The following is a 25,360-nucleotide window of genomic DNA, read 5'->3' as shown; positions in this document are numbered from 1 at the left end:
AGCTTTTTTTCTACAGTACCCCCGGCATGCCGCCTACGGCCAGGGAAATCTCCGCAAAACAGAGCCGGTAATGGTAGATCGTCAAGTGGTAAGGATCCTTAATGTCTGAGTCAACAGCTTGATATCCTTTTACGAAAGATTTGAGAAGCCGTATCTTTACCGCCGCGTCAGGGTATCTTTCGCACAACTGCGTTCGGTGCCCTTCCTCCATAACCGCGATTAAATCCGCATTGACAACCATGTCATCTGTCAGCAACCTCGAGATATGACTGCCGCCTTCAATCCCGTTTTCTTCAAGTATTTTGACGGCAAAGGGGTCTGCCTGCTTCCCCTTCATGTCGATCAGAGCAGCAGACGAAACGGCTATATCCCTTCTCCCCTTCATTTTGAGTTTGTGCGTAAGTATGGCCTCCGCCATAAAACTTCTGACAATATTTGCGGTGCAGACAAATAAAACATTCATAAATATCCAGATCGCACAGCAGCCGCGGCGCTTTTTTTACAAGGTACCCGATACAGAACGGCAAAATAGAACTTGCTTTTTTCTGTTGGTCAATATAGCAAATTGCCGAAAGAAAAAGAACTGAAAATTTTACAGCAAAGGAAGCTGGCCGTCCCGCCTTTTGAAAAGAAGGGGAACAAGCCGGATACGGAGAAATTACTGGTGGGTGGATACTCTGACATAAAAATGACAGCCAAACCCTTGATTGTCCTCAGAGAGGAGTTTGACGATTGGGCGCTGCTGTTTAATCCCGACACAGGCAATACCTTTACGCTGAACCCTTGGGGGGTTTTCATCTGGAAACTGCTTGACGGCCAGCAGACCCTGGCGGCAATAACCGAGGCAATCAGGGAAGCGGCTGAGGACGTGCCGGCTGAGGTGGAAAGTCAGGTAGAAGAGTTTATCCGGGAAATTGCCAGACTTGGCCTCGCCGCCGGGGACGGAGAAATCGCTCCATGATGCGCTCCCTGATGAAAACGCCCCGCTCTGTTGATATCGAGATCACCAATGGGTGCAACCTGCGCTGCACCTATTGCAGCCATTTCTCGGCGCCTGGAGACGTTGGCCGGGATATGCCCCTGGACGACTGGCGGCGCTTTTTTTCTGAGCTCAAGCGCTGCGCGGTGATGAATGTCACCCTTTCCGGAGGAGAACCTTTTTATCGGCAAGATCTGCAGGCAATCATCGCCTCCATCGTCGAAAACAGGATGCGCTTTTCGATTCTCAGCAACGGCACCTTGATCAAACCGGAGATGGCAGCTTTTCTTGCCGCTACCGGACGTTGCAACTCTGTTCAGGTTTCCCTTGACGGCGCGCTTGACATTACCCATGACGCCTTTCGGGGCGAGGGAAATTTTGTCAAGGCCTTAGGCGGGATCAGAATGTTGCAGAAGTTCAATCTGCCGGTAACCGTGCGCGTCACGATCCACCGTAAAAATGTCCACGAACTGGAAGCAATCGCCGCACTGCTTCTTGAAGAGATTGGCCTGCCCTCTTTTTCAACCAACGCCGCCTCGTATATGGGCCTCTGTCGGAAAAATACCGAACAGACGCAATTGACCGTCGCGGAACGCTCGGCGGCGATGGAAACGCTGCTTGGCCTCAGCGATAAATACGGCAACCGCATCAGCGCCACCGCCGGCCCCCTTGCCGACGCGCGCATGTGGGCCGAGATGAAGGAGGCCGGCCGGGAGAAAAAGCCACCCATGGCGGGCCGGGGATTTCTGACAGGTTGCGGATGCCCGTTTCAGAGCATTTCTGTACGGGCGGACGGGGCCTATGTCCCCTGCTCACAGTTGGGCCACATAGTCCTGGGGCAAATCAATCGCGATGATCTCTGCGACCTCTGGCAAAATCATCCAGCGTTGTGGAATCTGAGAAACCGCAAACTTATTCCCCTTTCCTCGTTTGCACTCTGTCAAGACTGCCCTTATCGGGACTATTGCACAGGCAACTGTCCTGCCTTGTCCTACAATCTGACGGGCAAGGTCAACAGCCCGAGCCCAGACGCCTGTCTGCGCCTTTTCGAACAGCAGGGAGGATGTCTGCCGGAATGTTTGCTTAATCATCGGCCGGTGACAGCGCAATGACCAATAACGAGCCGGATGTAAAGCCATTTTACCCGCTGCGCCAGCTATATTTTTATCTGACCAGCGACTGCAATCTGCGCTGCCGTCATTGCTGGATAGAACCCCATTACCTTCCGGCCTCCCAATCTTCGTCATATCTGGATTCGGCGCTGTTCACGAAGATTCTCGATCAGGCGGGCGCCCTGGGGCTAAACGGGGTAAAATTTACCGGTGGCGAGCCGCTGCTGCATCCCCGGCTATCCGACTTGATCAGCGCTGTGCAAAAACGGGGATTGCGTCTCGTCGTGGAAACGAACGGCACCCTGTGCTCTTCTGAAATAGCCGAAAAAATCGCTTCTGTGGGAAACGCCTTTGTCTCGGTTAGCATCGATTCAATCGACCCGGAGGTGCACGAGTGGGTTAGAGGCAAAAAGGGTTGCTTCGACGAGGCTGTGGCCGGCATTAAAAACCTGGTCGCAGCAGGGCTGCGTCCTCAGATCATCATGACGGTCATGCAGCGGAATAAAGATCAGCTTGCGCAGATTGTCCGCATGGCTGAAGCGCTCGGCGCGGGCTCCGTCAAATTCAACATAATCCAGCCGACCGCGCGGGGCGAACAGATGTTTGCCGCAGGGGAAACGGTTGACATCGCTGAACTGATCTTGCTCGGCAAATGGGTGGACGAAGAGTTGTCAGCAACAACCAGCCTGTCTTTATACTACGATCAGCCGCCGGCTTTCCGCTCGCTGAGAAGAATGTTCAACGCCAAAACCGGTGACGGCTGTCACACCTGTGGAATATCCGGCATTCTGGGGGTGCTTGCCAGCGGCGCGTACGCCCTCTGCGGCATCGGCGAGACCGTTTCCGAACTTGTCTTCGGCGACGCCGGCCAGAACTCACTTAAGGAGGTATGGGAAACTTCCCCGGTGCTGAAGGATATTCGCGCCGGACTTCCCTCGCGATTTCGGGGGATCTGCGCAGAATGCCTTCTCAAAAACGTCTGCCTCGGAAGCTGCATCGCGCAGAATTACTACAGAGACCATGATCTCTGGGCGCCTCACTGGTACTGCGCAGAAGCCTATAAGCAGGGGCTTTTCCCGGCAACGCGGCTGCGGGGAAGCGAAAATCTCCCGTAGCGAGCACTATGAAACGCTAACCGTAGAGTTCCTTTACCTTGCTCCTGTCGATGGAGCCGTCCTCTTTTTTCGGCAAAGACTCGACAAACTCCACATAATTCGGCTTTTTGTAACGGGCGATCCGGGCGGCGACAAAATCGATCAGTGCCTGTTTAGTCAGATTGACACCCTGTTTTACCACACAGATCGCCTTGATCCCCTCCCCGAATTTCGGATCGGGCACACCGATGACGGAAACCTCAAACACGTCGGGATGTTCGAGGACAACCTTTTCCACCTCGATCGGGTAAACATTCTCCCCGCCCGGTTTGATCAGCTCCTTTTCCGCCTTGCGTCCGGCAAACCAGAGAAATCCTTCCGCATCGAGACGCCCCAGATCCCCGGTATGGTGCCAACCCTCGCGGAAAGTAAGCGCCGTCAGCTCCTCTTCGCCCCAATATCCCAGAAAGACCAGCGGTCCCCGGACCAGTATCTCTCCCACCTTGCCTGTTGCGACGGGACGGTCGAATTCATCGGCAATCATGACAGCGGACAACAACCCCGGGCGTCCGGCGGAGCCAGGTTTGTCGGTGTTCCTGGCAAGACAGGTAATCCCCATCGTTTCCGTCTGCCCGTAGATCATCCAGAAGTTGCCAGTGCCCAAATCCTCGAAACGCTTGATCGTTTCCGGGCGCTCCAGTCCATAGACATTCGAGAGCGAGGCAAGCGTGCAGTGACCGGCGTCCCTGGCATCGAGCAGTTGGGCCAGGATCGGCGGGAAGTCGCCAATCAGGGTAACATGCTTTCTGTCGATGATCCTGCCGCATTCGGCCGGATCGTACTTCGGCACGATCAAGTTGACCCCGCCCGCATGCATCGTGGTGAACGCCGCAATCAGGCCGCCAATATGGAACAGGGGCAGGATGTTCAGGTAAACATCGTCCCCGCTCAAGCCAATTGCGGCCATGCTTTGCAGCCCGCCGTAGATCATGTTGCCGTGGCTGAGCACGGCCCCGCGCGGCTTTCCCTGCACCGCCGCGGTGTGGATGATGACAAATGGATCATCGCCGCTCACGTCCGCAGCCGGCAATGGTTCGCTGTCCAAAAGAACCGAAAACGAGTCAAAGCCGCTATTCTCCGCCGCACTCATACTCACCCATTTTTTCACATCGGGGAAACCCGCCTTGAGGCCGTTGATCGTTTCGTGATAATCGGGATCGACAAAAACCGCCACCGGTTTTGTATTTTCAAGATTGTAGCCGATTTCCTCGACGGAAAGCCGGAAATTGATCGGCACCATAATCGCCCCGGATGCGGCAATCGCCCCGGCCAAAACAAAAAACTCCGGGCAGTTCTTGCTCAGGACGGCCACCCTGTCGCCCTTTTTTATTCCCGCCAGGGCAAACCATCCCGCCGCACGCTCGACCATCGTCAGCAGCTCTGCGTATGTTATTTCCCGCTCCTCAAAAACAACCGCCGGCTTGTTGGGAAAAAAGCCGGCATTCCTTTTGAATACATCATAAACGGTAAAGTCCTTCAGTCCCATAGCTCCACTCCTTATCTTTGTTTATGTCAGCCAGCGCTTCCGCCGCTTATAGTGCTTCACGTCCCTGTAGCTTTTTTTGCCTACTTCCGTCAAGCCCAGATAGAACTCCTGAATGTCGGCATTCTGTTCCAGTTTGGAGGCCTCATCGTCGAGGACGATCCGGCCGTTCTCCATGACATAGCCATGATCGGCGATCGACAGGGCAAGCCGCGCGTTCTGCTCGACGAGGAGGATCGTCATTCCCTCTTCCTTGTTGATCTTTCTGATGATCTCGAATATTTCGGCAACGAGCAACGGGGAAAGACCCATCGACGGTTCGTCTAACAGCATCAGTCGGGGCTTAGCCATCAGTCCCCGGCCGATCACGAGCATCTGCTGCTCCCCCCCGCTGATGTAGCCGGCCAGCGTCTCTTTCCGCTGCGCCAGACGGGGGAAGTAATTGTACACCTTCTCGATATCCTCTTTCATCCGGCGGGCGCTTTTGTTGGTATGCCCCCCGACTATCAGGTTTTCCTCGACCGTTAAATCGCCGAATACCCGTCTTCCTTCCATCACCTGAAAGATCCCCTTGCGGACGATCTTCTCCGGCGAGGTGCGGTCGATTCGCTCCCCCCGAAAATTGATGAAACCGTCCGTCACCTTGCCGTTTTCGGAAGAAAGCAGACCAGAGATGGCCTTGAGCGTCGTGGTCTTGCCGGCGCCGTTGTTTCCGAGGATCGTCACGATCTGCCCCTCGCCCACCTGCAGCGACATCCCCTTCAGCACCAGAATGACGTTATGGTAGATCACCTCAATGTTGTTGACCAGCAGTAACGGCTCCACCTATGCCCCCAGTCTGGAAAGAGCGAGATCCGCCTGCCCGAGGTAGGCCTTGATCACCTGTTCGTTCCGGCGCACCTCCTCGGGTTTTCCTTCGGCGATTTTTTCCCCGAAATCGAGCACGCAAACCCGGTCGGAGATATCCATCACCACCCCCATGTCGTGTTCGATCAAAATGATGGTCACACCCCATTCCTCGTTGATATCGAGGACAAAGCGGACGATATCCTCCGTCTCTTCGAGATTCATTCCCGCCGCCGGTTCGTCGAGCAAAAGCAGTTTCGGCTTCATCGCCAGCGCCCGCGCCAGCTCAACCCTTTTTTGCAGGCCGAACGGCAGGGTATGGACGACGCTTTTGCGGATCTGCTCGATCTCGAGAAAATCGACGATCCGTTCCTCGACCTCCTGCCGTAGCGTTATCTCTTCACGGCGGGTTTTCCCGTAATATATTCCCCCGGACATAAAGCCCGATTTGAGATGAATATGATGCCCCAGCTTGATATTGTCGAGGACGGTCATGTGCTTGAAGAGTTCCACGTTCTGAAATGTCCGGGCGATCCCCAGAGCGGCAATCTGATGCGGCTTGAACTTAAGGAGATCCTGCCCTTCGAAGATGATTTTTCCCCGGGACGGCTTGTAAAACCGGTTGATGCAGTTCAAAAGACTGGTCTTGCCGGCCCCGTTCGGCCCGATGATCGAAAAAATCTCCCCCTTCCGGACGTTCGTACTGACGCCGTCGAGGACGTTCAAGCCGCCGAAACCGAGGTGGAGATCCTCTATCTGAAGTTGAATGCCGCCTTCTTCGGGTTCTGTCATCTGTCAACTCTCAACATGCTCTACCCTGACTTTTGTCTTCATCTGAAATTCCTTGCCGTCCCGGTAGCGGATATTGGACTCTACCTCCAGCTCCCTTTTATCGCCGTACAGGGCGGCGATCAGATCCTTGTATTTCTCGGCGACAAAGCTCCGTCTCACCTTGCGGGTGCGGGTAAGTTCCTCGTCATCCGCGTCCAATTCCTTGTAAAGCAGCACGAACCTTTTTACCCGGGCGACCTTGGGCAGGGTCTTGTTGATCTTGGCCACGTCTTTGGCGATGAGTTCATAGACCCGTTCTTTCTGGGACAGATCCGCAAAAGTCGTATAGGGAAGCTGGTTGTTCTCCGCCCATTTGCCGACATTGTTCATGTCGATGCTGATCATCCCCGTGATGAACGGCCGATCCTGCCCGATCACGATCGCATCGATGATATAGGGGCTGAACTTGAGCTTGTTTTCGATCAACTGGGGAGAAAACCGGCTGCCGTCGGCCAGTTTCATCACATCGGCCATCCGGTCGATGATGACGATCTGGCCGTCTTCATCGACAATCGCCGCATCGCCGGTATGAAACCAGCCGTCGGTCAGGGCTTTTTTTGTCGCCTCGGGGTTCTTGTAGTAACCGATGAAATTGGTTGGCCCCTTGACGAGCATCTCGCCTTCGTCCGAGATCATCACCTCCAGACCCGGAAGCGGCTTCCCGACCGTATCCAGACGGATGGCGTCCGTGCGGTGAATAATGACCCCCCCACAGAGTTCCGTCATCCCGTAGGCCTGCTTGATATTGACGTCAAGGGCCTGAAACATCTTGAATATTTCCGGGCCAAGCGGCGCCCCGCCGGTATAGACATTACGCACCCGGGCCAGCCCCAGGTAGTTCTTCAGCGACCGGAATAAAAGCCAGTAGGCAACCCACTTGAGAAACCCGAGGTAGAGCGGCGGCTTTTCACCCTTCAGCTTGCAATCAACCACCCTGTAGCCGACGGGCAGTAAAAACTGGAAGGCCTTGCGCTTGATCCAGGCGGCATCCTGAATTTTCACCTGCACATCTGAGCACATTTTCTCCCAGATTCGCGGCGGCGCCAGCATAATATCCGGCGCTATTTCCCGCATATCGGTCTGCGTTGTCTCCACCTTCTCCGGGAAATTAACTGTAAATCCCGCAGCCAGACTCCAGTAAATTGCGTAGTGCTGCTCACCTATCCAGGAGAGGGGCAGAAACGAGACGTAGTTGTCCCTTTCCCGCGCCTGATCCACCTCATCGAGCAGCAACCCGGCCGCGACCATGCTCCGGTGGGTGATCATGCTCCCTTTCGGCATGCCGGTTGTCCCGGAGGTGTAGATGAGCAGGCCGACATCATCAGGAGAAACGCCGTCCAGAAGGGCGTCGAAAAGCTGCGGCTCTTTTTCAGCCAGCTTAACGCCTGCCTTCTGAAGATCCTTCAAAAAAACGATCCCGGGGTCGTCATAGCTCCTCATCCCCTTCGGATCATCGACAATGAGCCTTGTGATTCCGGGGCATTTATCCTTGATCGCCAGAATCTTGTCGGCCTGTTCCTGATCCCCCGCCACAACGAAGAGCGAATCGGAGTGGTTGATGATGTATTCAACCTGTTCGAGGTGGCTGTCCGGGTAGATGCCGACCACCACCCCGCCTAAGGACTGCGCGGCCAGTTCCGCGTAGAACCATTCGGGCCGGTTGTCGCCGATGATCGAAAGCTTGTTTCCCTTCCGGAAACCGAGCTGATGGAGCCCCAGGGCGATAGTTTTTACATTTTCCCAGTATTTACGCCAGGTAACCGTCTGCCAGATGCCAAACTCCTTCTCGCGGAGGGCCACCCTCCCGTCGCCAAAACGAAGGGCATTCTTTTTCAATAATACCGGAAGCGTTACGTTTTCCATTTATCCTGCCAGACCGTTTAACCACGTGGGGGCGCGGCACGCCGTGCCCCCATGAAAATCTTCTAATCCAGGCGCACCCAATCCGAGATCGGATCAAATTTCGCCGTTGCCGGATTTCCCCGGTAAGCACGTCCGACCGGGATGCTGTTATCCCTGACCGTTACCGGCGGCATCAGACCGCCGACGTCAAAGTTCTTGATCGACTGAAACGCCTTGACCAGATTTTCGGGATTGTTGAAGCCGCCCTTCATCTTGTCTGCGCGTTTAAAGCTTTCCACGAAAAGGAGCGTGGACATGTAAACCGCCATATAGGACTGCGAGCGGTACTGGATCTTCGGGTACTTCTTTTTCGTCCACGCCTGGATCTTCTTGATCTCCGGGATATCGCCCTGGTAGTAGAACGAATACGCGGACACGCCCGTGTATTCGCCGGCAAGCGGGCCCAGTTCATTGAGCAGCTGCTGCTCGGTTGACCAGAACGTCCCCATGAACTTGATGTTCATCCCGTAATCCTTGCTCTGCTTTACGACCGAGGCGATCGGATTGCTGACGAACCCCTGGAAGATGCAGTACTCCACCTTCTTGGTCTTCATGTCGAGAATTTGCGTCGCCAGATCGACGCCGCCGACCTGCGAAATTTCTTCGGCAACCAGTTTCAGCCCCAGCTTTTTGGCCATCTCCCGGCCGGCAGCAATCGGTTCCCTGCCAAATTCTGTATCACTGTAAAAAAACGCGAGATTTGCGCCCGGCTTTTCCTTGGCAATGTGTTTCAGAATAACGCTGAACTGATCGACATAGGTGGGCCCGGGCAGGAAGAGGTACGGATTGACCTTGGGTCTCGCCGCCTCCTCGGCAAAGGTATAAGCGCTGTACAGCGTCTTGTAGCGATCCTTGATTTCCGGTCCCAGCGCCTTCGTCATTCCAGTGCTCTGGCCGAACGCGACCTGTGGCTTATGCTGGGCGTACAAACGCTTGAAAGCGGCAATCCCGACATCGTCCTTGTACTCGCCGTCGGCCCAGAAATACTGAAGCTTTTTCCCGTTTATTCCGCCGGCTTCGTTGGTCATGTCAACCACATCCTGCATAGCGGCCGCCCCTTCAATCCCGGCGAACGCAAACCGTCCGGTATAGGGATGTACGGCGCAGATCGTCGGCAACTGCTCGGCCATCGCCATACCCGCCATGCCGATTAACAAAAACGCACTCATAACGCTGATCAATGTTTTCTTCACCATCTCTCCCCCTCCTTAATCAAAAAAAATCTTCCCGTTGTTTCCAGTTTTGCAAACCCGCTGCCCTGTTCACTTCTCCTGGAACATCAATAAGAAAAAGGCCAGAGCAGAAAAAACTTCTTAATCCGGTTCCAGATTTCCACCAGCCCCCGTGGTTCAAAAATAAGAAAACTGACGATCAGAAAACCAAAAACCACCTGCTTGAACGGGACGATCAGGCTCGCCATTTCCGGTGCGGCCTCCTTGACGATATCGGAAAGCACACTGAGAATCTCCGGAACCAGCGTCATGAATACGGCGCCGAAAACAGACCCGATTACGCTTCCCAACCCCCCGACAATGATCATCGCGAGATACTCGATGCAGACCATGAACGAAAACTGTTCCGGAACCACCACCTTCAGGAAGTTCACCAGGAGGGCGCCGGTCACGCCGGCGTAGAAAGAACTGATCGCAAAGGCGCTCAATTTGTAGCGGAACAGATTGATCCCCATAATTTCGGCAGCCAGATCGCGATCGCGCACCGCCATGAAGGCCCTGCCCATTTTGGAGCGGATCAGGTTCCGCGCGTATCCGACCCCCAGTACAACAAAGAAAAGGGTAATCCAGTAAAACTTCCGTTCGTTGTCAAAATGCAAGGCGCCGATTGCCGGGGGCGGAATGTGGATGCCGGTTATCCCCTTGGTCATCGATTCCCAGTGGACGAAGATAAAACCGAAGATGAACTGGGAGGCAAGGGTGGCAATGCAGAGATAGAGCCCCTTGACCCGGAGCGACGGAATGCCGATCAAGGCTCCGGCCAGCGCGGAAGCCATTCCTGCCAAGGGAACGGAAAGCCAGAACGAAAAACCGCAGCGGGTAACGAGAATCGCGGATGTGTAGGCGCCAACGCCGATAAAGGCCGCGTGCCCGAGGGAAATCTGACCGGTGAAGCCCGTCAGCAGATTGAGACCGACCGCGCCGATCACCGCAAATCCGATCATGTTGGCTATGTACAGCAGGTGGTTGTTGGCGAAAAAGGGGAACAGCAGCAGCAACACAAACAGCGCCGCGACCCAGAACCTGGCGAAAAGAGACGGGAAGATCGCCTCGTCGCTGATGTAGTTTTCCTTGAAATCTCCGGAACGCATAACCCTCCCCTAAACCCGCTCGATTGTCACTTTTCCGAACAGCCCGTACGGGCGGATCATGATGATCAAAAGGAGGATGACGTAGGGCGCGATGTCCTTCGCGCCGCCTCCTACCAGCGGGTCGATATAAAAACCCGTCAGGTTCTGCAGGATGCCGACGATAAAGCCGCCCAGGATCGCCCCGCCGATGCTGTCCAGCCCGCCGAGGATAATGACCGAAAGCACGGCCAGACCGATATCCCCCATGTAGATGTTGAGGCCGCTCATGTTGCCGATGACGACACCGCTGATGACGGCGGCAATCGCCCCAAAGCTCCACGACAGGGCAAACACCTTCCTGACGCTGACGCCCATCGAAAGGGCTGCCTGCTGATCGAATGCAGCCGCCCGCATTGCCACGCCGGTACGGGAAAATTTGAAGATCGCGATAAAGACCGCCATCGTCGCGATCGCGAACAAAAATCCCCACAAAAGCCCCGAGGGAACGACAACCGGCCCCAGCAGCAACGGTTTGGAGGGGAATATGGGCGGAAAGGCCCGGTAAACCGGCCCCCAGATCATGTAAGTCAGCCCCTTGAGGATCACCCCCAGACCGATCGTTACCATGATGACCGAAATGACCGGCTCTCCAATCATGGGCCGTAGAATGAGCGGCTCGATAACCATTCCGAGCAGGACGGCAAAAACGATCGTAATGATAAACGCCAGGTAAAATGGCAGGTGAAATGAGGTAAGGGCAGTGAAGCAGACAAACGCCCCGAGCGTCATGAACTCTCCCATTGCCAGATTGAGGATGCTGGTCGCCTTGTAAATGAGAACAAAACCCAGGGCGATCAGCCCATACACCCCGCCTGCGGCGATACCGACAACGACAATCTGGAGCAGCACCGAAAAATCCATTGCGACGGTCTCCACCATTGGATAAGGTTCTGGCAATTAATGATGCATTTCTACATTCAAATGTATGTAAATAAATGAAGCACGCTGCTGTGAAATGACAACGTGGAGGCGGTCAATAGCATTGCCCGCTCAACCGTGTCAAGAAAAAAACATCTTTGGCCTCACAACCGTCGCCCCCAAAAACGGCTTGCCCGACGCAAAGCGCCGTGTTAATGAAAGGGAAACAGCCTTTTTGCAATATCTGGGCTTATGCATCAGGGAGGGGGAAATTCCATCATGGCCGAAAAATTCATCAGTCTCCGAAATCTGCATTTTTTGCTGTATGAGGTGTTTGACGCGGTTGCCCTGACACAATACCCGTATTTTGAAGATCATGGCAAAGAAACCTTCGACATGGTTGTCGATACGGCCATGCGCATGGGCAGGGAGATGCTTTTCCCGGCGTTTGGCGAGATGGACAAGCAGCCGCCGGAATTCAGGGATGGAAAGGTTTTTGTCCATCCCCTGGCCGCGCAGATCATGAAGGCCTGCGGCGAGGGCGGCTGGATCGGGGCGCAGGCTTCGTATGAAATGGGCGGCCAGCAGATTCCCAGCATGATCATGACCGCCTTCCGCGGAATCTTTGGCGCGGCAAACTACTCGGCTTCCGTCTATCCGTTTCTCACGACCGGCGCCGCCGGGCTGATCGCCTCTTTCGGCTCACCGGAACTTATTGAAGCCTATGTCCCGAAAATGTTTGCGGGTGAGTGGCAGGGAACAATGGCGCTGACAGAGCCGCAGGCCGGATCCTCCCTAACGGATATCGCGGCCACTGCCTTTCCGACCACAGAGGGCTACTATAAAATAAAAGGGCAGAAAATCTTTATCTCCTGCTCCGAGTACGAATCAACGGAAAACATCGTGCATCTGCTCCTTGGCCGGATCGAGGGGGCGCCTCCCGGCGTTAAGGGGGTTTCCCTCTTTGTCGTCCCCAAGCTGAGACCGGAGGCGGACGGAGGTCTGACTGCCAACGATGTGGCCTGCATCGGCATCTATCACAAACTGGGCTACCGGGGCGCCCCGATCACCCAGCTTGCCTTCGGCGACAACGACGACTGCCGCGGCTGGCTGGTCGGCGAACCCAACCGGGGGCTCTCGTGCATGTTCCAGATGATGAACGAGGCCCGAATCGACGTGGGCATGGGCGCGGCGGCGATTGCTTCGGCAGCCTACTACGCGGCGCTCGAATATGCCAGACAGAGGCCGCAAGGCCGCCCGGTGCAGGCGAAAGATCCGCTGACGCCGCAGGCGCCGATCATCGAACATGCCGACGTAAAGCGGATGCTGCTTTTTCAGCGCGCCGTGGTCGAGGGGTCGCTTTCCCTTATTTTTCAGTGTTCCCGGTACGTAGATTTGTCCGCTGTCACCGCCGGGGAAGAAAAAGAACATTACGAACTGCTCCTCGATCTGCTCACCCCGATCGCCAAGAGCTATCCGGCAGAGATGGGCATTCTCTCGGTCAGCCAGGGTCTCCAGTGCCTTGGCGGATATGGCTACTGCGACGAGTTTCCGCTGGAGCAGTACTACCGGGACGTCCGGATCCACCCGATCCACGAGGGAACAACCGGCATTCAGGGGATGGACCTGCTGGGACGCAAGGTGATCATGAAAAACGGGAAGGCGTTTAGGTTGTTCCTGGCCGAGTTGGAAATGACAATCGCCGCCGGCAGGGCCGTTCCCGAGTGCGAGAAATTCGCCAGTTCCCTTGCCGAAGCAGTGGAAGTTCTGAAAGAAATTACCTTATCTCTTGCAGGTCTGGCGCTGAAAGGCAAAATCGAGCTGTTTCTGGCCGATGCCACCCTCTATCTTGAGCTCTTCGGCATCGTCACGATCGCCTGGCAGTGGCTCTTGCAGGGGCTGAAGGCGACCGAGGCGCTCGGCAGGGCAACCACGGAGGCGGAAGCTAATTTCTACCGGGGCAAGCTGCAAACAAGTCGCTACTTTTTTGCCTATGAACTCCCGAAGGTAAAGGGCATCGCCCCCCGCCTCATGGAAAGCGCGGACGGCCTCACCGTGCAAATGAAACCGGAGTGGTTCGAGTAGCATTCTCTGGAGAGAAGGAGAGGCATTATGCCCGATATCGACGATTTAAAAGAGGCTGAAAAATTCGGTTTGAACACCCCCCAGTCCACCGAGGGATTTTTTCTGAAGGGGGCTAATTCCCTGGGTTGGGGAATGAAGAATCGCCTGGCCCGTATCTTCAATCCCACAAGCGGCCGCACCGTGATGCTGGCCATCGACCACGGTTATTTTCAAGGCCCCACCTCCGGACTCGAGCGCATAGATCTCGGCATTGTTCCCCTCGCCCCTTACGCGGACACGCTGATGCTGACCCGGGGAATTCTGCGCTCGGTCATTCCGCCCTCCATATCGCAATCCATTGTGCTGCGCGCATCCGGCGGCGCCAGCATTTTAAAGGAGCTGTCCAACGAGGAGATCGCGCTGGACATCGAGGACGCAATTCGCCTCAACGCCTGCGCCCTGGCCGTGCAGGTGTTCATCGGCGGCGAGTTCGAGCGCCAATCCATTATCAACATGACGAAGCTGGTGGACGCCGGCACGCGGTACGGCATTCCCACGCTGGCCGTGACCGCAGTGGGCAAAGACATGGCGCGGGAAGCCCGGTATTTCCGGCTTGCCTGCCGCATCTGTGCGGAGCTGGGCGCACAGTACGTGAAGACCTACTATGTGGAAGAGGGGTTTGAGACGGTCACGGCCTCCTGCCCGGTTCCCATCGTCATGGCGGGCGGGAAGAAGATTCCCGAGCTCGACGCCCTGACCATGGCGTATAAAGCGGTGCAGCAGGGCGCAGCCGGCGTGGATATGGGCCGCAACATCTTCCAGTCCGACGATGCGGTGGCGATGATCCAGGCGGTAAGAGCCGTGGTGCACGAAAACGAGACGCCCGCCAAGGCCTTCGCGCTCTACCTGTCGCTCAAGAATCGGTGAAGCGCGATGCAGGTCGCCATCTGGCACAACAACTCGGACATTCGGATTCAAGAAGTGGATACGCCTGTGCCCGGCCCCGAAGAGATGCTCGTCAAGGTCCATGCCTGCGGCATCTGCGGCAGCGATATTGTCGAATGGTACAGGCTGCCGCGCGCCCCCCTGGTGCCGGGACACGAGATTGGCGCCGAAGTGGTCCGAGTCGGCAGCTTGCAGACGAAATTCCGGGTGGGCGAGCGCGTCTTCATCGCGCCCAAGGTGCCCTGCCTTGAGTGCGACTATTGCAAGGCCGGGAAATATCCGCTCTGCACGGGGGTACAGGAGCGCCTGCCGGGGGGATTTGCCGAGTACATCCTCGTCCCCCAAGTCTTTATCGAGCGCGGCGCCTGTTTGCTGCCGGAGCGCCTCTCCTTCGAGGAAAGCACCTTCATCGAACCGCTGGCCTGCGTGTGCCATGCACAAGGGCTTGCGGGCATTGAGCAGCGCCACACGGTCATGGTCATGGGATGCGGCATGTCCGGGCTTTTGCACGTAAAGCTCGCCAAAGTCAAGGGATGTCGAGTAATTGCCACGGACATCAATCCCAGAAAACTTGCCCTTGCCTCGCAAAACGGCGCGGATATTGCGCTGCTCGCGAATGGCGATGTTCCCGGGGAAGTTGTCAGGCAGAACGGTAAAAAAGCCGATGTCGTCATTGTCTGCGCGTCGCCTCTGTCGGTCATCAACCAGGCATGGGCATCAGTGGACAAAGGGGGAGCGGTCGCGTTCTTCGCCGTGCCGAGCCCGGAAAAACAGGTAACGATTCCCCTGAACGACTTTTGGAGGAAAGAGATACGGATTTTAACCTCATATTATTGCGGCCCGCCCGATATCGCGCACGCCATATCTCTGCTCGCAAGCCGCACCGTGAAAATCGGGGACATGATCACCCACCGCCTGCCCCTTGCGCGTATTCAGGAAGGATTTCAGCTTGTTCTGTCCGGCGAGGATTCCCTCAAGGTGATCATCCGGCCGCACGACCTCTGAGTGCCAGCCGGTCGGCGGGGCCTCCCGGGGTTATCCCGCTTGATTTTTCAGACGACGTACATCGGCTTATTTTCGCTAAGCCGCAGCCAGCCTTTGATTATGCGGTAAATAATCCAGATGCCGTCGGCGACAAGCGCAAACCATCCGACAACGATCAGCATGGTGATTCCTCCCAGCACGCCCCACAGCAGCCCGAACCAGAAGGTGCGAATCTGCCAGCGAAAATGACTTTCCAGAAACGTTCCGACCATGTCATCCTTTTTGACGTAGTTGAGCACGATCGCAAAGATGGCGGTGATGCCAACCAGAAAAAACGCGGCATACAGCGCATAAATGATTATCGTAAGGGTTTTTGCCGACCTCTCTCTTTCTGTGATCACCGTAGTTTCCATTGATTCTCCCTTCTGTAAGCGGCAACGCTAACTCGTCCGAGCTCCGCAGCCGCCCGGGGCTGTGCAGAAGCCATCCTGTTCGGCGATACTTCAATCAAAAACCGCCCCCGCCAGTTGCTCAACAAGCTGCGCCTCTGCGACAAGCGGAGTCAAGCGGTCATCGGCTGCATTGAGGGTTGCCACCGGTTCGTGCAAGCGTTGCTCAATTTCCACAAAAAGCTTCCCGAAGATCAAGGCAATCTCCTTATCCAGGCGATCCCGGAACTCCTGGCGCGACTGTTCCAGTTTCTGCGAGAAATCCTTAACGATACTTGACCGTTTCCAGAGCAATGTCACAGCGATGAGACCGGCGCCAACCAGCGCCAGGATGCCGCCGGTGATGTCAAGCACCACCAGTTGAGTGGCAAACGCAATGACTGCGCCCAGCGCCGCGATCCCTCCGCCGGTCAGCGATAGCGTTCCTATGTCAGACCCCTGAATCCCCTTATCGCCAACAATGTCTGCGATGCGCAGGTCTTGAAGCTGCTGCTGCAGGCGCAAGAGAATCTCGGCGCGGTCGGAATGCCGGGCCGAAAAACTCTCGCTTACGGTATTGCGGCGATGGGCAATTGCCTCAGTCAACTCGCTGAACATCGTCATCATCTCATCAGAAATATCCTTCGACACTCGTGCGGACTCGGCGTCAATCTCCTGTTTCGACACACTTTCAAAGTTGGCATGGAGCTCTTTGAGCCATGTCTTGACATCCTTGTCCCGGACAAACGGAATAGCCCGGCGCAAGATCGTTCCCACTCTTAAGCCTTCAGCGAAGTCGCGTTCCAAGCCGGCGGCAAGCCGGTCGTAGGAGACGCACAGGCTATCGACGGCCAAGCGACTGAGTGCATTGGCCTTTTCGCGACGCGCTTCCACCCGGGCGATTAAATTCTCGTAAAAAACCCGGTCATCGGCAACAGCGGCTTGTTCCTTCCGCAGACGCGCCAGCAGGCTGCCGACAATTTTGCCGGCCGTGTCCCGCGCCGCTTCGGCCTTCATCTGCCAGACATCCCCCGTCTCAACGGCGCTTTGGAGGAACTGCCGAAATTCTGCAAAACCACTATCCGATGTGCCTTCAGCTTCCCGCTTGGCCGAAACAGTGAAAACCACTGGATTCTGTATGTTTCTCTCACGTGCATACTGCTGCACCCGCTCTTTGTTGGTAGCGAGTTCCCGCTGCGTTGCAAGGTCGGCTTGCTGCAAAATAAAAACTATCTTCCGGCGCCAGTCCTTTCGAACAAGTTCCAGGAAATCCCAGGCGGTAGCGGTATGGGGATTCTTAGCCGGAAAGACAAACAAGACAAGATCGCTTTTTGGTATGTATTTCTCTGTAATGGTCTGATGATTACGAATAATCGAATTTGTCCCCGGTGTATCGACAATGGATATTTCCTTGAGGACCTTTTTCGGCAGACTGACCTTTTCCCAATGATCTCCGAGGATCGTCGTTGATCGCTCTTCCCCGTAAACCAGTTCCTGGATGCCGGCCGTGCATGGTTCAGGCGCAACCTCGCAGATCTCTTCGCCAAGCAGCGCATTCACAAAGCTGCTCTTGCCAGCCTTCACCTCCCCGACTATGACGAAAAGCGCAGCGGACTGAAGATGGGAAATTTGTTCGAAGAGAAACCGGGATGACTCCGCGTTCGAGCACTTTTCTGTCAGGGCTAAACACCTCTGGAGTAAATCGCGTATCGAAGCAAACTGTTTGTTCTGCTTAAGGCTCAATACCCGCGGCGCCATTGCTTTCCTCCGTATTGTATCATCGCGCTGACGCCGTGCTCAATCATGCGTGCAAGCAGTCAACTTGTCTGGTCAAGCCGCCGCCTCTGCCAGCGGCAGCGCTCACTAAAATTCTGTAATGATTTCGTTAATATCTGTTGCGTCTCCGGCCGTTATTTCAGAGGCGATTGCAGCTTGCGCAAGATAAGCCTCCGGATTGAACCTGCGTGTACCGTACGCATAAAAATTGAACACCTTTCCGGAACTTTGTCAATAGCTTTCATGAAAATTGGCTGCGTTTTCAATCAGGGAAATCCCGGAAGACTTTCTGAGGCCTTCGCCAGATGTTCTTTCCCCCATTTTATCTTAACACAATTATGTACTGCTGCCTTAAGCAGTGACAATTTCGTCCCAATAATATGTCAGCGTAAATCTTATCTAACTAATAATACAAGTAATTTATATTTGGCAAGATATTTGCTGCGTTTGCAGTAATTGGCATTAATCACTACGTCTTAAGGAAAGGTAACGAATTATGGTCAATCCAATCAACAGCATCCCCCTTACGGTGATCGGCGCCGGGTTATTATGGGTGGGCTGGTTCGGCTTTAATGCCGGCAGCGCCCTGGCTGCCGATGGCGTCGCGGTTAATGCGCTCCTCGCCACCAGCACCTCCGGCGTGGCCGCCGGGCTGGTCTGGATGCTGCTCTCCTGGCTGGACTGCCGTCCCAGCACCCTGGGCATCGCCACCGGCATGGTAGTCGGATTGGCGGCAGTAACGCCCGCTTCCGGTTTTGTCACGCCGCTTGCTGCTATGTTGATCGGCGCCGTAGCAGCGCCAATTTCCTATTATGCCATGCGTTTCCGGGAAAAGAGAAGATGGGACGAGTCGCTGGATGTCTGGGCCTGCCACGGTGTGGGCAGCACCTGGGGAATGATCGCCACTGGCCTGTTTGCGACAACAGCAGTGAACGCCGCCGGCGGAAACGGTTTCTTCTTCGGCAACCCCGGACAGCTCAGCATTCAGATTATTGGTATAGTGGCGACTGCCGCTTTTAGTTTTGGCGTTACCTATGCGCTGGCCAAACTGCTCAATGCGAGCATCGGGCTGCGGGTAACGGCAGCGGAAGAAGAGGTAGGCCTGGATACCAGCGCGCACGAGGAGCGTTCCTATTCATAAGACAAGCCGGCTCGAAGAGGAGCTTCCTCAATAAATATTTAGGGAGAGCAGAAATGTTAAAAAAATCGAGGCTATCATCCGGGAAGACAAGATTACGGATGTCAAAGACGCCTTAACTGAAATCGGCATCGTCGGGATGAACATGTTCGAAATTCGCGGGCATGGCCGGCAGAGCGGCATCAAGCTCGCGGGACGGTCCGGAACTTATCAGGTGGACATGTTGCCGAAGATTCAACTCAACATCGTTGTTGGCGAGCGCAATTTGGAGGACACCATCGCCGCCATCCTGAAATCCGCTTATACCGGCGAACCGGGAGACGGACTCATCTTCATCTCCCCGGTGGAGGAGATAATCCGCATCCGCACCAAGGAACGCGGGCAGGAAGCGGTTATGTATCCCGGCGACATTGACGAGAAAAAAGGGGTGGGCCGGGTCAAGAAGTAAAAAGGGACAGAGTTATTTTTTCAGAAGCCGCCGGTCTCCTGCGCTACGTCGCTTTCGAAGTCGGCTTCATCCCCGAAAGAATCCTTTAAATATTCACGGCGGAATGTTTCGGCAATCTGCTCAAGCGGGGCCTCGGCAAATTCACCGCGATACTTCAGGTACTCCATGTGTCTCCGCCCTTCCATATCGAACGGGTGATAAATCGAATCGCTGCGCCCGTCGAAATCAAGGGGCTTCAGCCGAAACCGCTGGCAAAGTTCGATATTGAAGGCGGGCGTGGCCTTGACCCAACCTCCATCCAGGAAAATAGAGGTGTACCCGTGCCACAAAAAGACGTCGGTCTTCATCTGGTCGCGCAAACGCTGGGTGGTCAGGTGATTCCGTACATCGGCAAATCCTAGCCGGGCGGGAATTCCCGTGGTACGGCAACAGGCTGCCAGCAGAATCGCCTTGGCCACGCACCAGCCGCGGCCGCTTTTCAATGTAGCGCTGGCACGGATTCCTTCGATCGACAGGTCAATGGAGTAAGGATCGTAGCGGATGCCGTCCCTGACGGCATAATAGAGGCTGACCGCCTGTTCGCGGTGATCTGCTGAATCGCCGGCATGTCCTTTTGCAAAGGCGGCAACCGCTTTGTCGTCATGGTCAATGGTCGCTGAAGGCTGTAGATACTGCTGTATTTCTGATTCCATAAACTTCTCCTTATACGAGGGACAGCTTTAATTTTTGGTCATTGCGGGAAGGCCATCGGCCGAATCAATCCGGTAAGTATTCGATAAATCATCAGATTGCTTCGCAGCTTCGCTTGCCGCAATGACACGAAGGGCAGAGGGAGTTCTCCGGGCTTGAATCATCGTTTCTCCCCCACTGGCCAGTCACGAGGCAATTGCCGGCAGGAGAGAGGCGAGGCCGGGGAAAAGCGCCCGTTCTTCCTGCCATTCATAAATCAAAACGGCAATATTCAGCCGCTTCAATTTGTCAATCAGCGAAGACTTCGGCAACCGGGGAAGAGCCAATATCAGCAGCGGATTGTCGGTTAGACTCAGGCCGCTCAGCAGAAGCTGCGTCGCCGCGGCGTGAATCTCCGCAAGAGTCGTATCCGTCCGAATCTGAAAGACCGCCCGGATCCGGCCGGCCCGGTTCATCACCGCCAAATCCCGGTTCCCGTCGTTTCCCACCCTCAGACCGGCCTGCATCATGATTTCGGCCAGATCCCGGACGACGAGGCCGTGGTCGCATTCGGCGCCGGTCTCCCTCTCCTGTTCGCGGTAGCGGGCGCCGAGCAGCTCTTCATGGAGACGAAATTCGCCAAAGAGCAGCTCTGCCTGCGCAGAGCTGGCGGCGGCAGTCTCCTTGATTTGGGCAATCTTTTGGACGAACTCGGCGATATGTCTGGCAAAACGAGGTGATTGCAGAATCCCGATGACGGCGACCGGCGTCTCATCGCCCCCGTCATCCAAGACCTCCCAGGTTCCCCGGTAGCTGCTTGTGAAGAGCGATTTCCCGATCCCCTTTCTGCCGCCGCCCAACTTGCCCCGGTGGACAACGAAGAGGCGGCCGGTGCGATCCTGGGCAAAGGCGCCGCCCATCCTTCTGTCAACGCCGCGGAGGGGGAAATTTATCTCGCAGGTAATCGCAATAGCGCTTCCAGGCTCCGGGCGGCCGCTCCCGAAGCCATTCCAGTAGCGGCTGTCGGCAATCTTGCGGGAGAAGTGCCAGATGCCGAGGCCCTCCGACCAGACAACCTTCGCCTGCTCGCTCGCCCCCGGATGGCCGAGCCGCACGGGAATCTTGGCGGACGCAAATGGCCGGAAACTCCTCACAAAATGTCCCTGGCAACGCTTGATCGCCGCCTCGTCGGTAATGACCTTCAGCATATAAAGAGGGACAGAGCCCCGACTGTTTTGACTATAACTCGATCTTCGCGCCCAGCAGCTTCAGGAACTGGGCAAGCCAATCGGGATGAGCCGGCCAGGCGGGGGCCGAAACAAGGTTTCCTTCCGTCACCGCTTTGTCAACGGGTATCTGCATATATTCCCCGCCGGAGCTTACGACATCGGGACCCACTGCCGGGTAGGCCGTTGATTTACGTCCCTTCAACACGCCGGCTGCCGCCAGTACCTGCGCGCCATGGCAAATAACCGCAACGGGCTTGTTGGCCGCAAAGAAATAGCGGGTAATTTCCAGGACGCGCGGGTTGAGGCGGATATATTCGGGCGCTCGCCCACCGGGGATAACCAGGGCGTCGTATTCAGCCTCCTTGATTTCGCTGAAGGTCTTGTTCAGGCCAAAGTTGTGCCCGCGCTTTTCGCTGTAAGTCTGGTCGCCTTCAAAGTCGTGAACGGCAGTCCGTATCACGTCGCCCGCGGCCTTGTCCGGGCAGGCGGCCTCAACGGCGTAGCCGACCGCAGCCAGCGCCTGGAACGGGACCATGACTTCGTAGTCCTCTACGTAGTCGCCAACCAAAAACAGAATTTTCTTTGCCATAGCGATTTCTCCTCCTTATTTTATTGTATTTCCGCTTGTTTCGAAGAGGTATATACCCAAAGCCGTTCTCTGCGCAAATATATTTATAACATTGCCTGCGGCGGACAAAAACCACCTTGTTATAGTGCTGTAATTCCCCGCACTGCGTCCGGACGTGCATCAGCAGGAAGGAGCCCAGGCGAAGACCGCCCGTGGCCAAGGAGTGGCTGCTGATGGTTAAAGCAAACCCTCCAGGACTGACCTGTCGGCGCTGAAATAAACCTCTTCCCCGATTCGCACCACCGGCCGGCGGACCAGCCGTGGCTCCTGCAGCATCAAAGCGATAAGTTCTTCAGGGCCAAGGCTGTCCCGATTCACGCCCAGCTTCTTGAAGGAGGGGCTGCGGAAGTTGAACATCTCCGCCGCCGGCTTTTCCCCCAAAAGTTCCACTATTTCCGCCCGGCTGAAGGGGTGCTTGAAAAAATCGCGGTCATTGATTTCCACCTGCTTTTGCGAAAGCAACTCCTTCGCCTTGCGACAGGTGGTTCAGCGTGCCCAGCAATAAAAATTAATTTTTATCGTCATCTTCACTTCCTCCTGCTTGAATTTATTGTGAAAAAACAGCTTGAACGGCGTCAACGTACGGTCTTGACACCTTATACACCAAATGTTAGTCTTATCGCCACGAAAACATCGCTCTGCCGTACGTTCGGTTGTCCCGAAAATCCCCTTAGCGTCATCGCAGCGAACCACCGCCGGGGTCAGCGAATAAACAGGAGGGAAAATGGCAGAAATTGCAGCAAAATTCTCCAAGACCAAAATTATCGCGACGTTAGGACCGGCCACCGGGAATGCGGCAACAATCCGTCAATTGCTCCGGGCGGGGATTGACGCTGTGCGTCTGAACATGTCGCATGGCAGCGGTGACTTTTTTGAAGGTGTTTTTGACGCCCTGCATAAAGCCTGCACCGAGGAAAACACCCCGCTTGCGATTCTCGTTGATCTGCAGGGGCCGAAGATCAGGGTCGGCGAAATTGCGGAACCGGGCATACTCCTGCAAACTGGTGAGCTGATTGAAATAACGACCAAGAATCTCCTCGGAACAAAGGAGATGATCTCCACGTCCTACCAGCCACTCGTCCAGGATGCCGCAATCGGGGACAGGATTTTAATCAATGACGGTCTTATTCAGTTGACTATAATCGAAAAGAAGGGCGAGAGCGTCATCTGCAGGATCGATGCAGGGGGTCTCGTTACCTCGAAAAAGGGGATGAACCTGCCGGGGATGAATTTATCAACCCCGTCCCTCACCGCCAAAGACTTCCGGGATCTCGATTTTGCGCTGCAGCACAGGGTTGATTACATCGCCCTGTCTTTCGTCAGAAGCGCCGCCGACGTTACGCAACTGAAAGACTGGCTCAGCGACCGGGGCGAAGACATCCCGGTTATTGCCAAGATAGAAAAACGGGAAGCCGTTGACAACCTCGACGCCATAATCGCCGCCGCCGACGGGATCATGATCGCGCGGGGCGACCTGGGCGTAGAGCTGCCGCCTCAGGATGTGCCGGTACTGCAGAAAATCATCATTCAAAAATGCAACGCCGCCGGCAAATTGGTCATAACTGCGACGCAGATGCTCGAATCGATGATTCACTCCCCGGTTCCCACTCGGGCGGAGGCCTCCGACGTTGCAAATGCCGTCTGGGACGGCAGCGATGCCGTGATGCTGAGCGGAGAAACCTCGGTCGGCGCCTTCCCGATAGACGTCGTGCGAATCATGAGGGACATTGTCCTCAATGCGGAGATGCATGCCGAAGACCGGAGGAATATCAAGTACCTTTCGCCTTTCGATCTCCAGGAAAAACTGTTTGACTCGATCGGGCATTCCATAGTGGCAATGAGCGGTCAGATCGATGCCCGGGCGATTGTAGTCTTTACCTTCGCGGGAAGAACCGCCAGAATTATCTCCAAGTACAGGCCCTCTGCCAGCATCATTGCGATATCCAACAGTTTTGAAACCATGAACCGCCTGTGTCTCCGCTGGGGGGTAACCTCTGTGTTTCGCGACCACTTTGACAAGGAACACCTTGCCATAGAGGAGGCAAAGGAATTACTGCTAAACCGCGGCCTGATCAAAAAAGGCGACCTCGTTATCTTTGCCGCCGGCGCGCCCTCTTCGGAAAAAAGCAGAACCAGTTGGACAAGGTTTGAAGTCATCTAAAAAGGGACGGCGCGGGAGGTTTATCCCGTGAGAAATTCAAGGCGCCCGAGGAGGGAGACGCCCCCGGAAAACCTTGACGCATTTTTGGAAGTATGCTTATCGAAACAGGGGAAAATCAGGCCAGCAGAGCGCACCCTTGAGCTTGCCTTGGGGGGATGAATATCCCGGGGCAGAAAAAAGAGTAACGGGGAGAGTTGAATGATTAAGACGCCAACGGCAGGCGATATTTTTTTGTCCTTTTTCCGGTTGGGATTGACGGCTTTTGGCGGCCCGGCCATGCTTGCCGAAATCCGGAAGATGGCCGTGGGGGAAAAAGAATGGCTCACCGAGGAATCTTTCCGCGAGGGTGCGGGGCTTTGCCAGATGATTCCGGGGGCGACGGCCATGCAGGCGGCGGCTTATGTCGGCTTGCGTTCGCGGGGGATTGGGGGCGCCGCCGCTTCGTTTGTCGGCTTTGGCCTCCCCGCCGTCATCCTCATGCTGATTCTCTCGGCCCTCTATACCCGCGCGCACGCGTTGCCAGCCGTCGTTTCGGCGTTCAGCGGCCTCCAGGCGGTGGTCGTGGCCATCGTCGCCCATGCGGCCTTCACCTTCGGCAAAACCTGGCTGAAGGACTGGAAAGGGGCGCTGGTTGCATTGGCCGCAGCCATAATGTTCGGCTTCGGCGTCCATCCCATTGGCGTCATTCTCCTGTCCGGGCTATTTGGGCTTGGGTTTTATTATCGCCAGACCTTCCCGACCAAGGCGACATTTGACGGCCAGAACTCCTTCTCCCCGAAGCCCCTGGCCTGGATAATCCTTGTTGCGGCAGGGGTCTTAATCCTGCTCTATCTGTTGAAGAGAGAATTATTCACGCTGGCCTTCCTGATGGCAAAGATTGACCTGTTCGCCTTCGGGGGCGGTTTTTCCTCGGTTCCCTTGATGTTCAACGAGGTGGTGTCCGTCCATGGCTGGATGGACACCAGGACCTTTCTGGATGGAATCGCCCTCGGACAGATCACGCCGGGACCCATTGTCATCACTGCCACCTTCATCGGCTATCTGCAGTACGGCCTGGCAGGCGGCATCATTGCCACTGCCGCGATCTTCCTGCCTTCCTTCGTAATCATCGCCGGAATGGTTCCCTACTACGATCGGCTCCGGACATCTCCCTGGTTCAGCCGGGCTCTGCACGGCATCCTGTTTTCCTTTGTGGGGCTGCTCCTTTCCGTAACGATTCGCTTCGGCTTGAAGGTCCCCTGGGAGGCGATTCGCATTCTCATCGCCGGTGGGACGTTTGCCGCACTATTCTTCAAGGTCAAGCTGCTCTATCCGGTACTGGCTGGAATAGCAGCGTCGCTACTGTTCTTGTGATGAAATGGAT

General features: G+C 55.7%; 24 protein-coding genes. 10 read left to right on the top strand and 14 right to left on the bottom strand.

Annotated elements, in window-relative coordinates; genetic code table 11:
* Nucleotides 1-10: 10 nt before the first annotated feature.
* Nucleotides 11-463, bottom strand: coding sequence for a hypothetical protein (locus K0B01_06980; protein MBW6485879.1), 453 nt, complete (start codon nt 461-463; stop codon nt 11-13).
* A gap of 225 nt (nt 464-688) precedes the next feature.
* On the opposite strand from K0B01_06980, the gene scmD reads away from it, so the two are divergent.
* Genes scmD through scmF form a run of 3 tightly spaced genes read left to right on the top strand, consistent with a single transcriptional unit; the run spans nt 689 to nt 3,206 of the window.
* A complete protein-coding gene (gene scmD / locus K0B01_06975; protein ID MBW6485878.1) occupies nt 689-961 on the top strand; it encodes a SynChlorMet cassette protein ScmD in 273 nt (90 codons plus the stop codon).
* Nucleotides 962-972: 11 nt separating this feature from the next.
* Complete coding sequence (gene scmE, locus K0B01_06970) at nt 973-2,091, top strand: SynChlorMet cassette radical SAM/SPASM protein ScmE (GenBank protein MBW6485877.1); 1,119 nt, start codon at nt 973-975, stop codon at nt 2,089-2,091.
* A complete protein-coding gene (scmF, locus tag K0B01_06965) occupies nt 2,088-3,206 on the top strand; it encodes a SynChlorMet cassette radical SAM/SPASM protein ScmF (GenBank protein MBW6485876.1) in 1,119 nt (372 codons plus the stop codon). The genes scmE and scmF overlap by 4 nt, the downstream gene beginning before the upstream one ends.
* A 16-nt stretch (nt 3,207-3,222) precedes the next feature.
* On the opposite strand, the gene K0B01_06960 is transcribed toward scmF, so the two are convergent.
* The 7 genes from K0B01_06960 to K0B01_06930 form a co-directional block, all read right to left on the bottom strand.
* On the bottom strand, nt 3,223-4,731 hold the full coding sequence (locus tag K0B01_06960) for an AMP-binding protein (GenBank protein MBW6485875.1): 1,509 nt from the start codon (nt 4,729-4,731) through the stop codon (nt 3,223-3,225).
* 21 nt (nt 4,732-4,752) lie between these two features.
* Nucleotides 4,753-5,484: an ABC transporter ATP-binding protein gene (locus K0B01_06955; protein ID MBW6485874.1), complete on the bottom strand. Its 732-nt coding sequence runs from the start codon at nt 5,482-5,484 to the stop codon at nt 4,753-4,755.
* Between the two features lie 69 nt (nt 5,485-5,553).
* A complete protein-coding gene (locus tag K0B01_06950; protein MBW6485873.1) occupies nt 5,554-6,366 on the bottom strand; it encodes an ABC transporter ATP-binding protein in 813 nt (270 codons plus the stop codon).
* A 3-nt stretch (nt 6,367-6,369) separates the two neighbouring features.
* Nucleotides 6,370-8,268 carry an AMP-binding protein gene (locus tag K0B01_06945; protein ID MBW6485872.1) on the bottom strand — a complete coding sequence of 633 codons (1,899 nt, stop codon included), beginning with the start codon at nt 8,266-8,268 and terminating at the stop codon, nt 6,370-6,372.
* A gap of 62 nt (nt 8,269-8,330) precedes the next feature.
* A complete protein-coding gene (locus tag K0B01_06940; protein MBW6485871.1) occupies nt 8,331-9,503 on the bottom strand; it encodes an ABC transporter substrate-binding protein in 1,173 nt (390 codons plus the stop codon).
* 83 nt (nt 9,504-9,586) lie between these two features.
* Nucleotides 9,587-10,630, bottom strand: coding sequence for a branched-chain amino acid ABC transporter permease (locus tag K0B01_06935; GenBank protein ID MBW6485870.1), 1,044 nt, complete (start codon nt 10,628-10,630; stop codon nt 9,587-9,589).
* A 9-nt stretch (nt 10,631-10,639) separates the two neighbouring features.
* Nucleotides 10,640-11,530 carry a branched-chain amino acid ABC transporter permease gene (locus tag K0B01_06930; protein MBW6485869.1) on the bottom strand — a complete coding sequence of 297 codons (891 nt, stop codon included), beginning with the start codon at nt 11,528-11,530 and terminating at the stop codon, nt 10,640-10,642.
* 276 nt (nt 11,531-11,806) lie between these two features.
* Between K0B01_06930 and K0B01_06925 the strand changes: the two genes are divergently transcribed.
* From K0B01_06925 to K0B01_06915, 3 genes are read left to right on the top strand one after another with little or no spacing between them, the layout of a single operon-like run.
* The gene (locus tag K0B01_06925) at nt 11,807-13,612 is read left to right on the top strand and encodes an acyl-CoA dehydrogenase (protein MBW6485868.1); all 1,806 of its coding nucleotides are present in this window, start codon (nt 11,807-11,809) and stop codon (nt 13,610-13,612) included.
* A gap of 27 nt (nt 13,613-13,639) precedes the next feature.
* Nucleotides 13,640-14,518, top strand: coding sequence for a 3-hydroxy-5-phosphonooxypentane-2,4-dione thiolase (lsrF, locus tag K0B01_06920; GenBank protein ID MBW6485867.1), 879 nt, complete (start codon nt 13,640-13,642; stop codon nt 14,516-14,518).
* Between the two features lie 6 nt (nt 14,519-14,524).
* On the top strand, nt 14,525-15,541 hold the full coding sequence (locus K0B01_06915; GenBank protein MBW6485866.1) for an alcohol dehydrogenase catalytic domain-containing protein: 1,017 nt from the start codon (nt 14,525-14,527) through the stop codon (nt 15,539-15,541).
* Between the two features lie 47 nt (nt 15,542-15,588).
* On the opposite strand, the gene K0B01_06910 is transcribed toward K0B01_06915, so the two are convergent.
* Together K0B01_06910 and K0B01_06905 are read right to left on the bottom strand one after the other, a co-directional pair.
* A complete protein-coding gene (locus tag K0B01_06910) occupies nt 15,589-15,933 on the bottom strand; it encodes a hypothetical protein (protein MBW6485865.1) in 345 nt (114 codons plus the stop codon).
* Nucleotides 15,934-16,023: 90 nt separating this feature from the next.
* Complete coding sequence (locus K0B01_06905) at nt 16,024-17,706, bottom strand: dynamin family protein (GenBank protein ID MBW6485864.1); 1,683 nt, start codon at nt 17,704-17,706, stop codon at nt 16,024-16,026.
* A gap of 514 nt (nt 17,707-18,220) precedes the next feature.
* Here K0B01_06905 and K0B01_06900 point away from each other — a divergent pair.
* Both K0B01_06900 and K0B01_06895 read left to right on the top strand, forming a co-directional pair.
* Entirely contained in the window at nt 18,221-18,865 is a 645-nt protein-coding gene (locus K0B01_06900) for a hypothetical protein (GenBank protein MBW6485863.1), read from the top strand.
* A 34-nt stretch (nt 18,866-18,899) separates the two neighbouring features.
* Nucleotides 18,900-19,310, top strand: a complete 411-nt coding sequence (locus tag K0B01_06895) for a P-II family nitrogen regulator (protein ID MBW6485862.1) — start codon at nt 18,900-18,902, stop codon at nt 19,308-19,310.
* A gap of 20 nt (nt 19,311-19,330) precedes the next feature.
* Here K0B01_06895 and K0B01_06890 read toward each other — a convergent pair whose 3' ends face one another.
* The 4 genes from K0B01_06890 to K0B01_06875 all read right to left on the bottom strand — a co-directional run bounded on the left by K0B01_06890 (nt 19,331) and on the right by K0B01_06875 (nt 22,298).
* A complete protein-coding gene (locus K0B01_06890) occupies nt 19,331-20,002 on the bottom strand; it encodes a transglutaminase family protein (protein MBW6485861.1) in 672 nt (223 codons plus the stop codon).
* A 183-nt stretch (nt 20,003-20,185) separates the two neighbouring features.
* Complete coding sequence (locus tag K0B01_06885; GenBank protein MBW6485860.1) at nt 20,186-21,187, bottom strand: hypothetical protein; 1,002 nt, start codon at nt 21,185-21,187, stop codon at nt 20,186-20,188.
* 31 nt (nt 21,188-21,218) lie between these two features.
* Nucleotides 21,219-21,797: a DJ-1/PfpI family protein gene (locus tag K0B01_06880; protein ID MBW6485859.1), complete on the bottom strand. Its 579-nt coding sequence runs from the start codon at nt 21,795-21,797 to the stop codon at nt 21,219-21,221.
* Between the two features lie 216 nt (nt 21,798-22,013).
* A complete protein-coding gene (locus K0B01_06875) occupies nt 22,014-22,298 on the bottom strand; it encodes a hypothetical protein (GenBank protein MBW6485858.1) in 285 nt (94 codons plus the stop codon).
* A gap of 262 nt (nt 22,299-22,560) precedes the next feature.
* On the opposite strand from K0B01_06875, the gene pyk reads away from it, so the two are divergent.
* Nucleotides 22,561-23,997, top strand: coding sequence for a pyruvate kinase (gene pyk / locus K0B01_06870; GenBank protein ID MBW6485857.1), 1,437 nt, complete (start codon nt 22,561-22,563; stop codon nt 23,995-23,997).
* Nucleotides 23,998-24,195: 198 nt separating this feature from the next.
* Entirely contained in the window at nt 24,196-25,350 is a 1,155-nt protein-coding gene (gene chrA, locus K0B01_06865; GenBank protein MBW6485856.1) for a chromate efflux transporter, read from the top strand.
* Nucleotides 25,351-25,360 lie beyond the last annotated feature (10 nt).

This window comes from Syntrophobacterales bacterium, from assembly GCA_019429105.1.
Classification (GTDB): Bacteria; Desulfobacterota; Syntrophia; order Syntrophales; family UBA5619; genus DYTH01.
This window is presented reverse-complemented; position numbering and strand designations above follow the sequence as displayed.